We start from the raw sequence: 9,950 nt of genomic DNA on the forward strand, positions 1-9,950 counted from the left end.
ATTAATAACAAAGTAAACAATGTTAATCAGGGTTGGAATTTAACAGCAAATGGAGAAAATTCAAGCGCTGTTAAACCTGGTGATACTGTTGATTTTACAAACACCGATGGCAACATCCAAGTGAGTAAAAGCGGTAATCAAATTAAGATGGATTTAGCTAAAGATCTTAATCTTGGTAAAGATGGCAGTATTAAAACTGGTGATACAACGGTCAATAATGATGGCTTAACCATCAAAGGCGGTCCAAGTGTAACTAAAGATGGTATCGATGCTGGAAGTAAAAAAATTACGAATGTAGAAGATGGTACGATAGCCAAAGGTTCAAAAGATGCTGTGAACGGTGGCCAGTTACATGATGTGGTTAATAATGTTCATAATAATGTAACAAAAGCTAAAACAACAGTTTCAGAAGGAGACAACATTATTGTTAGCCAATCTACTAATCAAGACGGTAGTACTAATTATAATGTTGCAACCAAGAAAGACGTCAACTTTGAATCTGTAAATACCAAGAAAATTACTGTTGGTGATGTATCTATAGATAAAGACACAGGCATCAATGCTGGCAATAAGAAAGTGAGTGGTGTTGTTGATGGATCTATTAGTAAAGATTCAAAAGATGCCATTAATGGATCTCAACTTCATACAAGTAATACTAATATTTATAATCACTTAGGTGGTGGTGCAAACTATGAAACCAATACCGGTCCGACTTATAATGTCGGTGGAGGTTCTCATAATAATGTGGGTGATGCACTTAACTCATTAGATCAAAGTGTGAATAATTTGAGTAATCGACTTGAACAGGCATTTTATACAACAAACAAACGTATTGATGATGTAGAAAATCGTGCCAATGCGGGTAGTGCACAAGCATTAGCTACAGCTGGTTTACCACAGGCTTATATTCCAGGGAAAAGTATGATGGCAATCAGTGGAGGTACGTTCCGAGGTGAAAGTGGCTATGCGGTAGGTATGTCATCAATTTCGGATAATGGTCGATGGGTTTTCAAAATAAGTGGAAGTGGTAACTCTCGTGGTGATTTTGGTGGAACAGTCGGTACAGGAATTCAATGGTAGATTTTTCTACAAAAAATTAGATGCTTTTAAAGCATCTAATGACCAAATTAAGTGAATTGAAATTACATAAAACCAAAATTGATGCGAGATTTTAGATATGAAACCCTTAATTATATTCGGCGTGCTGGCAGGACTAATAAGTGGATGTAGCACAGGAACAGTTATTACTAAAGATGGTACAACAGAACAACCTAAATGGCATAAGGTAGAAAAAGTAACTCTTAACAACGATGCGGGTACCTTTCCAAATTTACAAAGTTTAGATCAGCTTAGAGAAGGTATGACTAAGGATCAACTTTATGAATTGATTGGACGTCCCCAATATGATGATGGTTGGAGACCACATGAATGGAATTATTTATTTCATTTTACGACATCTAATCAAAGTGAAAATAATATAACAACGTGTCAATTTAAGATTCTATTTGATCAAAATATGGTTGCACGTAGTTTTTATTGGAATCCAATTAATCCTCAGAATGGAATATGCCCTATAGTAAAAGGACACATTCCACTGTAATTAGCCATAGAAATAAAAAAGCCGATATGTTTCTATATCGGCTTTTTGCTGTTTTTTAAATTTTTGAATGATGCTAATTTATTGATATTAAAGGCTTATTGTAAATTAATTTCGCATAAGCGCCATTATGTTAAATAGAAGCTGATTTAGGTGATATTTCATTTTTCAAAAAATTCAAATAAGAGATTTTATATACTAATAAAAATTCTAGATCCTAATTATGCAAACATATTTTTATTCTTTATATATAAACACTTAACAAGATATTTATGTTTTCTATATCATAGAAGTAAATAATCTTGGGGCTTTATTAAGATGGCATATTTAAGCAAAAGCGAAAGAAAACAACAAATTGTTGATTCAGCAAAAAAATTTGTTTTATCTGAAGGCTTAAATACCTTAACGGTCAGAAACTTAGCAGAAAAAGCTGAATTTTCGGTGGGTCAAATTCATCATCATTTTGATTCTATTCATGACCTAAAGTCTCAGGTTTTTTTAGAGTTGGTACATGAAAATTTAGACCTGAAGCAATTTCCTGAAAATACCAATTGCAGAGATAAGTTGATTTATCTGCTCGGTTCAGAAGCGGCGATTTCCGAAACACCGTATATTGGTATTTGGAATGATGCAGAACGCAATGCCTACAATCACCCGATCTTTAAACAAGCCTATGCGCAAGCCATTAAAATTTGGCAAAACTCAATCATTGAAATATTACATTTGGGGCTGATCAATCATGAATTTATTTTTCGCTTAGATCAGATTAATAAAATTGCATTAAGGCTGATTGCTTTTGCCATAGGACTGGAGTGCTTATCCAATCTTGACCTTGAAGAGGTTCAAGCTGATTTCTTCCACCAGCAAATTTTATCCATCATTCAGCAAGAATTAGACGCGTAATTTTTTTAGATTAAATTTGAGCGTGTGTTCAAATTTGGTTATTCTAATAATATCGACATTATTTTTAGACCCTAAAATCTTAAAATTTTGAATATCAAAAATGCACAGAACATGAATTTGAGTGGGCTTATGCTCAAATCTGCTGTGCAAAACTTAACATTTAGATTTGGAGAAGACGATGAAAAAAATGGCTTATTTATTCTGTCTACCTGTGCTTTTAATAGGTTGCCAAGCAACACCGATGAATCCTCAACAGCCAATTCAAGGCATTGATTTAAAGCAACCTGAAGCGAAAACCTTATGTGATCAATATATCTGCGCCAATTCTGCGGGTATTTCGAAAGAGCTGACTCAAAAATATCTTGGTCTAGATCAAGCCAATAAAGTTTTCTCACAAGGTCAGTTTAGTCACACTCAATTTACTTTTGCTAACGGTATTTTTTGTGACACTGAGGCTCAGAAATGTTACGTAGATCGTTATTTTAATGGTAATGGTCAACGTAGTGCTGTGGCAGAAAACTATACTCAGGCCTTATTTGGTCAGTAAAAAATCATGAATGGGAGAATAAAAATTCTCCCGATTCGTTATGCACTTTGGTGATGTTAAAACAGTAAAGGATCTTGTGACCTAATAGAAGCAGGTAAAAAAGCAGACATGATCGTACTCGATCGGGATATTTTTACCGTATCCCCTGAGGAATTAGCAGACACCAAAGTGGTATGGACCATCTTTAACGGTAAGAAAATATATCAGCGTTAAATCGTTCCCCATAAAACACGATGAGACATGGATGATCAGTCCGCATTTTCATTTGATCTTTGGTCTTTTCAATAGGTATAAATAATCATTATGAATGAAAATAAAGAAGCACCGATTGTGGTTATTGGTGCGGGTATTGCCGGTTTAACTGCTGCGAGTGAATTACACCAAGCAGGTAAAAAAGTTATTGTGCTTGAGGCACGAGACCGACTCGGTGGTCGTATTTTCAGTCAAAAAGTAGGACAACATGTTTATGATTTAGGGGCATCATGGATTCATGGGATTGAAAACAATCCGATCTGGTCAATTGTGCAGCACAATCAGATAGAAACCACTGTATTTAATTATAATGAAGCGATTTATTATCATGAAAATGGGCAACGATTTAGCTCAAAAGAACAGAATATTTTTGAACAAAGTTTAGATTACTTATTCACTCAATTTAAAACGATCAATCCGACTGAGCATTATTCGCATGCTTTAGCAGCCTTAAAAACATGGCTTCATGCGGCAGCGTTCCAAGAATTTATGCACAGCCAGTTGCAATTAAATCCAACTGAACAATTGAAGCTTAAAAAAATCCTATTCGATTTTTTCAAATTACTGGCTGAAGACCCCTGTGCGAGTGATTTAACAGATTTATCTGCTGAGTTTTGGAAAAATGAAGGATTTTTTGCTGGAGATGAAGTGGTCTTTCCACAAGGCTATGTTCAAGTGGTTGAAACCTTATCCCAAGATATCACTATCCTGACCAATCAAGTGGTGCAATCTATTGACTCTACTCAGGAACTGATCCAAGTTTTTACAGAAAAAAGTGAATGTTTTTTAGCCAGTCAAATCGTTATTGCGGTGCCATTGGGTGTGCTGAAAAAGCAGCATATTCAGTTTATCCCCGACTTACCTACCCAAAAAAAGCAGGCCATCCAAAAAATCGGTTATGGGGTGTTTAATAAATTATTTGTGCATTTTGATCATGCTTTCTGGCAATCAAAGCAGGAAAAATTTAACAATAATATCAATCTGCATAATGGTCAGCGTTGGTTGAACTTTTTGGATATGAGTCAGGTTTATCAACGCCCCACATTATTATTTTTATTTGGTGGAAAATCTGCAACATGGATGGAAGATTTGAGTTATCAGGAAATTTGGCAGCAGATTGAACCATCACTGAAACTTATTTTTGATGACATTCCCCAACCTAGTCAGATGTTGAAAACTGAATGGAGTAAGGATTGTTTTGCTGAAGGCTCATTTAGTTATCAAGCGATTGGACAAACTAATGATGATATTGAAATTTTAAAACAGCCTATCTTCGATCGGATCTTTTTTGCAGGTGAACATTTAGCGCAATTTGGTGCTGGTACTGTGCATGGCGCTTATACATCAGGTTTAGATGCTGTGAAACTTATGTTGTAATTTTATACCTTACTTATAGTTAAGATTTTCTAAAATTAACATAATACACCTTATGCGAAATGCAGTAGAGATTGTTAATTTTTACAACAATTTATATAAAACAACTAGTTATAAGGTTAATCGTCCAAATTAGTTGGGTTTAGCCAATTAAACTAATTTGGACGCTTAAGTAATATTAATTATATTTTTCAGATATTTAGTTTTGATTTTAAAAACCATACTGGAATTCGTGTAAATTGAATATTTAAAGCATTTTTTAGATAAAAATAGTAATTTAGCTTAATCCAAATGAGTTACTTTTAGTCAAATTCTTATAATCTTCAAATGACAAAAGAACATATTTAGGCTCATCTTCTCCCAGAATAAAAACTGGTTCTTCTTTGGACTTTTCCATCATCAGTGGAATGTTCTCATCAAATACGGATTCCATCACATTCATTTTCATCTCCTAAAAGCCAGGTCTGTCATAAATATTGCCAAGATCACTTCTTTTTTCCTGTTCACTTTCCATTTTAGTGGTGATCATCGGTTCAATATCAGCAGCTAATGCAGCCGTGATCTGCTGATCCCTTTCTTTAAATTTTTCCAGGTACTGCTGCAGATACAATTCATAATCTTCAGGAAAATAGCGATTGGCCACGGGGGCTATAAAACTCTCATACAATTGCATGAATTCTCGCATCTCAGTCTGTTTCTGCTCAAAGTTTTGCTGTATATCATGACGTTGCCACGGATAAAATTGATAACTAAAGTTCTGCTCAAAAGTTCGACTTCGCTTCGTATCAATATCATATAACTGCTGAATAAACTGAGCCAAATGTCTCAAGTGATACTGTAAAAAATCTCGATCTGCTTCATTCCCACAAAAGGCATCGAGCTTTTCCCAAACCTGTAAATCTGCATTTTTCAAGTTAATCTGAATAAAGTCAGCACCAGTATTAATCAACTGCTCACAACTAAAATTAGTTATCAGATTATTCTGTTGTAATGCCAATAGCGTTTGACCAAAGGCCCGGTGTTCAAAAAGTCGATTCGTCACCTTACAAATTTCTTGATGTTTTGCCCTTAGATCGACCTGTGTCGTCATACTCTGACAAGCATCCACGATATTTTTCTGTAATTGATTCAGTTCATAATCCTTATATTCTTTAGGATCGGCATATCGTTGTTGTAGCGGTGTTGTCTGTGCTAACGCTCGTTTTTCCAGTTCCTTTTCATACTCGGCTTTATACAACTCTGCTTTGTTCTGTTTACGGATCTGCTGAATGGTTTCTTTCTGAGCTTGAACGTCTAGCTGAACAATGGGATCCGCACTGTACAATTTCCACCTTGGAATCTGCGGAACATCTTTTAAATCGGTACCAAACTTTTTGTTGTAATCCCGATTCGATAAACAAGAAACGCTATTTTCAACCGTTAACGCTAGACCATTAAGCATGATGGTTTTTTGTGGGGCATATTGCTGCAGACAATCATTCAGTAATTGTTCGGTCGTCTGCCTAAAAATTACCACCTGATTCTTTCCCTGGCCCAAAGCATTGGCCGTCATTTTTTGTGCACCACCTTGCTGTGGATTTTTGGGGCGGTACTGTTTAAAAAACTGTTCCGGTGATCGTTCTATTCCATCGGCAAGGCTACGTTCAGAGTACATCAGATGTAAATGCGGTTGATCCTCACCGGTTAAAGCACTGGCATGATTGTGTACCGCTGCGGTATAGGGGAACTGATAGGTCGCTGTGAATTCTCGAATAAAGGATTCTACCAACTCGATCCGTTGCAATCTGTTCAGCTCTTTAGGCAAAGCAACCGTTAAAACAGTCGATGTCCGCCCCCGTTCAATTTCATGCTGATCAGCACTTTTCCAAAAATCTGCAGGCCGATTTTTCGCCCAAGCAGGGAGATGTCCGGAACGAACAAACTCTAATTCTTCATCCTGTTTTTTCGCCAAAAAATGTCCAGTTCTGGTGAGGTAATGGAAGGCATTTTTGCTGCTATTCGCCTTCTTCACATTATGCCGAATGTCCATGTAAAACATTGATTACTACTCTCGATTTTCGGGGCTTTTGCTTTTGCTCCGCAGGACGAAGACTTCTGTCTTTTTTGCAAAACTATCACGCTAGGGATAGTTTTGCAAAAAAGACAGGGAGACGAGATAAAAATTAATTCTGCCATACAGAATTAATTTTTAATTTCACTGTACCTACAGGTTAAACTCACTGTACTAACAGCAAACTTAATCAGAATTCGAGGGGCTTTTATGGTCGGTCGCAAAACATTGGTTTTAACTTTGGATGATGTGAAACAACTGATCAAACATATTCAACAACTGCCCTTCAAAAGAAAAATAGAACAGCGCTTTCTAGACATCCTTCCAGGCAAAAAAAGCATGGCTGATTTTTCTGAAGCAGACTGCCTGCTCATTAAAAAATGTCGCTATGAAAAAAATGCCTATCTCAAACAAATGGCAGCACTCACCAAAATTCAATCACAGCCTACGCCAACAAAATTTGAGCGTGACATTTTAGATCTAGCCAACCGTTCCGACCTTGATGCACATTTTTTAAAATTAGATGCCTTACAAAACTATCTGCAACAACAGGATCAGAAGAAAGCTGAAATCAAACTCAGAAACCAGAAAAAGCGTATTGACGCGAAACTAAACAAGCCAGATCCAAGTCTAAAAAAACAACGAGATCGAGAAAACTACTACTTGGGTGCAATGTGTAAAAAGCTGTTTGATGTCACCGGTTTTCATGCCAATCAATCGAATGACTTAAAACGCCTAGAACAAATCTTTATCGATGCAGCAGCAACGGCTGTTCTAATCGAAAAAAATCAAATGACTGAAGATCACAAAATAAGAACTTCGGAGAGACATGTACGAAATGAAATTCTCAAAACCACAGTAGATGGATTTGAGCAGGACAGTAGAAACCCATTTAAAGCCACAGAGCGCTCGTTTTAGCCACTTTTAATCTGAACAACATAAAACTATGTGTAAAACAGAAAAAATTCAATATGCGTCAAATAGGACGTATTGAACGAGTGTCTACGAGTGCCACACTGAAAAGTCGCGCCTAGACCCTCTGAAAAACTGCTTTTTTGTAAATGGATTTCAAAATTTTATAGATAAATGAGCTTAATTTGACGCTAGAACGAGCATAGCGAGTAAAAAAGCTTTATGAGCAAAGCGAATCCATTTTTCTTGTTGCTTTTGCTTGTGCTTTTTTCAAAACAAAAATTGAATCCGGTATGAGAAAAAAAATTGCCCCTTAGAACTGAGCGAAAGCGAAGTTCAATAGAGTTTGAGCAGAGCGAAAACCTAGGGCAATTTTTCTTTAGCCAGGCTTTTAATTATTTTTAAGCTTTTAAATACTTTTAAGACATCTGTAACTCTTTAATATCAATGTTTACAAGTTTTATTAAACTAGGTTTATCGACCCATTAAACTAGGTTTATCGACCCATTAAACTAGGTTTATCGACCCATTAAACTAGGTTTATCGACCTTAAAGCTAGGTTTATCGACCTTAAATAATTTAAATAGACATTAATATTTAGATAGTCTATTGTATGACCTAGTTTAATTATAAATTTATTATTAAAAATGAGCGAATTAATCGTAAAGGATAATGCTTTAATTCAAGCAAGCTACACTTTAGACACTGTCGAACAGCGTTTGATTCTTTTGGCGATTGCTGAAGCAAGACAGACAGGTTACGGAATAACAGAAAATAGCTTATTAGAGGTGCATGCCAGTAGCTATATCAATACTTTCAATGTTGAGAAGCATACTGCTTACACAGTACTTAGAGACGCTTCAAAAAGCTTATTTGATCGATATGTCACATACCATGATGTAAACCCTAAAACAGGTAAGGATCGTAGCTTCCATTGCCGTTGGGTTGATAAAATTGGCTATGAACCTCAATCAGGTATCGTTTTCCTAAGATTCACTCAAGATATTGTTCCTCTCATTACTCGGTTAGAAGAGAACTTCACAAAATATGAGCTACAACAAGTTTCACGACTTACCAGCTCTTATGCTATTCGCCTTTATGAATTATTAATTCAATGGCGATCTGCAGGAAAGACTCCTATTTATGACCTAGCTCTGTTTAGACAACAACTGGGGGTTGAAGCTCACCAATACAGAACTATGAGTAATTTCAAAACATACGTTTTAGATTTTGCCCTCAGTCAAATCAACGAGTTAACCGATATAACGACGAAATATGAACAACATAAAAAAGGGCGTTCTATTTCAGGATTCTCATTCACTTTTAAGCAGAAAAAAGATGCCTCTGTAAAAGCAGTTCAGACAAAAAATCCATCTGATTTCTTCTCGAAAATTACAGCCCCCCAACGTCATCTATTTGCAAATAAGCTTTCTAGAATTCCTGAAATGAATAGCTATTCTCAAGGTACGGAAAGCTTTGAACAATTTGCGATCCGCATTGCCGAGATGCTAGAAGATGCCCAAAAATTTGAGGAATTATTTCCTTACCTTCAAAAAGTTGGCTTTCAATCTGCCTAAAAATTAATCTTGATCATTTGTCTATTAGACAGTCTAATAGACAGCAAGTTTTTACAACTTTAGGCATAGGTTTACAGCATGAAAACCCTTACAGTTCTTGAACTTTCCAAGCTGTACAACATCAATAGACAAACAATTTACAACAACATAAAGAAGGGAATTTTAAGTAAAAATTCTGATAACAAGATCGATTTAGCTGAAGCACTTCGTGTCTTTGGTGAGCCTGTCAAAAAACAGGATGTAAAAGATTCTGTAAAAATAGACAGTCCAAGTTCGACAGAAGTTGTACTGCTTAGACAGCAGATAGACATGCTAAAAAATCAAGTATCTGATGCTAAAGAACGTGAAATGTTCTACCAAGAACAAATTGAGGTAATGCAACGCCTATTAGAAGGCCCAAAACCCAATATGACTACGTTTACCGATCAGGAGTCTGAACCTGATATAAGAACCGATCCTCGGCCAGGACCTGAGCCGAAAGAAGAAGAATTGACGACACCAGTCATATCAGAAAACAAACGTATTCCAGTACCAGAGCTAATAGAAGAAGAGCCAAAGAAAAGGGGCTTCCTGAGTCGCTTCTTCCTGCCGAATGGTTAAATTGAGCTACACAAAACCATCCCACAATGCTCAAAGAATAGGCGTGGAATGTGAAGAATCCATAAAAAAGCCCAGTTTGTTCAAATTGGGCTTTTTTATGGATCTCAATAACTTGATTTAAAACAACTTATCGAGTGT

Annotated in this window: 10 protein-coding genes and 1 pseudogene; 9 read left to right on the forward strand and 2 right to left on the reverse strand. The window is 36.1% G+C overall.

The genetic code is table 11. The annotated features are described in order from the left end of the window. From FW754_RS16120 to FW754_RS16145, 6 genes and pseudogenes are all read left to right on the forward strand, one after another. Positions 1 to 1,080: YadA-like family protein (locus tag FW754_RS16120; RefSeq protein ID WP_446325217.1), on the forward strand; the 1,080-nt coding region annotated here is incomplete at its 5' end. 97 nt (positions 1,081 to 1,177) lie between these two features. Further along, positions 1,178 to 1,600: an outer membrane protein assembly factor BamE gene (locus tag FW754_RS16125; protein WP_446325218.1), complete on the forward strand. Its 423-nt coding sequence runs from the start codon at positions 1,178 to 1,180 to the stop codon at positions 1,598 to 1,600. Between the two features lie 315 nt (positions 1,601 to 1,915). After that, positions 1,916 to 2,500 carry a TetR family transcriptional regulator gene (locus FW754_RS16130; protein ID WP_446325219.1) on the forward strand — a complete coding sequence of 195 codons (585 nt, stop codon included), beginning with the start codon at positions 1,916 to 1,918 and terminating at the stop codon, positions 2,498 to 2,500. A gap of 178 nt (positions 2,501 to 2,678) precedes the next feature. Further along, positions 2,679 to 3,047, forward strand: coding sequence for a YcgJ family protein (locus FW754_RS16135; RefSeq protein ID WP_446325220.1), 369 nt, complete (start codon positions 2,679 to 2,681; stop codon positions 3,045 to 3,047). A gap of 87 nt (positions 3,048 to 3,134) precedes the next feature. After that, positions 3,135 to 3,260: pseudogene (locus FW754_RS16140) on the forward strand (amidohydrolase family protein); the annotation flags it as partial. A gap of 90 nt (positions 3,261 to 3,350) precedes the next feature. Then, complete coding sequence (locus tag FW754_RS16145; protein ID WP_446325221.1) at positions 3,351 to 4,676, forward strand: flavin monoamine oxidase family protein; 1,326 nt, start codon at positions 3,351 to 3,353, stop codon at positions 4,674 to 4,676. A gap of 274 nt (positions 4,677 to 4,950) precedes the next feature. Here FW754_RS16145 and FW754_RS16150 read toward each other — a convergent pair whose 3' ends face one another. Both FW754_RS16150 and FW754_RS16155 read right to left on the reverse strand, forming a co-directional pair. Next, positions 4,951 to 5,115 (reverse strand): hypothetical protein, encoded by a 165-nt coding sequence (locus FW754_RS16150; protein ID WP_446325222.1) that lies wholly within the window; start codon positions 5,113 to 5,115, stop codon positions 4,951 to 4,953. A gap of 9 nt (positions 5,116 to 5,124) precedes the next feature. Beyond that, entirely contained in the window at positions 5,125 to 6,711 is a 1,587-nt protein-coding gene (locus FW754_RS16155; RefSeq protein ID WP_446325223.1) for a MobA/MobL family protein, read from the reverse strand. Between the two features lie 222 nt (positions 6,712 to 6,933). Between FW754_RS16155 and FW754_RS16160 the strand changes: the two genes are divergently transcribed. The 3 genes from FW754_RS16160 (at position 6,934) to FW754_RS16170 (ending at position 9,812) form a co-directional block, all read left to right on the forward strand. Continuing rightward, the gene (locus tag FW754_RS16160) at positions 6,934 to 7,641 is read left to right on the forward strand and encodes a hypothetical protein (protein WP_446325224.1); all 708 of its coding nucleotides are present in this window, start codon (positions 6,934 to 6,936) and stop codon (positions 7,639 to 7,641) included. 641 nt (positions 7,642 to 8,282) lie between these two features. Beyond that, positions 8,283 to 9,212, forward strand: a complete 930-nt coding sequence (repM, locus tag FW754_RS16165) for a replication initiation protein RepM (protein ID WP_446325225.1) — start codon at positions 8,283 to 8,285, stop codon at positions 9,210 to 9,212. A gap of 78 nt (positions 9,213 to 9,290) precedes the next feature. After that, positions 9,291 to 9,812, forward strand: a complete 522-nt coding sequence (locus FW754_RS16170; RefSeq protein ID WP_446325226.1) for a plasmid replication DNA-binding protein — start codon at positions 9,291 to 9,293, stop codon at positions 9,810 to 9,812. Positions 9,813 to 9,950: the final 138 nt, after the last annotated feature.

The sequence above is a fragment of the Acinetobacter sp. 1207_04 genome, assembly GCF_052850415.1.

Excerpts from the sequence above, each read along its gene's own strand:
- FW754_RS16135 (WP_446325220.1), top strand. The coding sequence starts at position 2,679 with ATGAAAAAAATGGCTTATTTATTCTGTCTACCTGTGCTTTTAATAGGT.
- FW754_RS16130 (WP_446325219.1), top strand. The coding sequence starts at position 1,916 with ATGGCATATTTAAGCAAAAGCGAAAGAAAACAACAAATTGTTGATTCA.
- FW754_RS16150 (WP_446325222.1), bottom strand. The coding sequence starts at position 5,115 with ATGAATGTGATGGAATCCGTATTTGATGAGAACATTCCACTGATGATG.
- FW754_RS16145 (WP_446325221.1), top strand. The coding sequence starts at position 3,351 with ATGAATGAAAATAAAGAAGCACCGATTGTGGTTATTGGTGCGGGTATT.
- repM (WP_446325225.1), top strand. The coding sequence starts at position 8,283 with ATGAGCGAATTAATCGTAAAGGATAATGCTTTAATTCAAGCAAGCTAC.
- FW754_RS16125 (WP_446325218.1), top strand. The coding sequence starts at position 1,178 with ATGAAACCCTTAATTATATTCGGCGTGCTGGCAGGACTAATAAGTGGA.
- FW754_RS16160 (WP_446325224.1), top strand. The coding sequence starts at position 6,934 with ATGGTCGGTCGCAAAACATTGGTTTTAACTTTGGATGATGTGAAACAA.
- FW754_RS16155 (WP_446325223.1), bottom strand. The coding sequence starts at position 6,711 with ATGTTTTACATGGACATTCGGCATAATGTGAAGAAGGCGAATAGCAGC.
- FW754_RS16170 (WP_446325226.1), top strand. The coding sequence starts at position 9,291 with ATGAAAACCCTTACAGTTCTTGAACTTTCCAAGCTGTACAACATCAAT.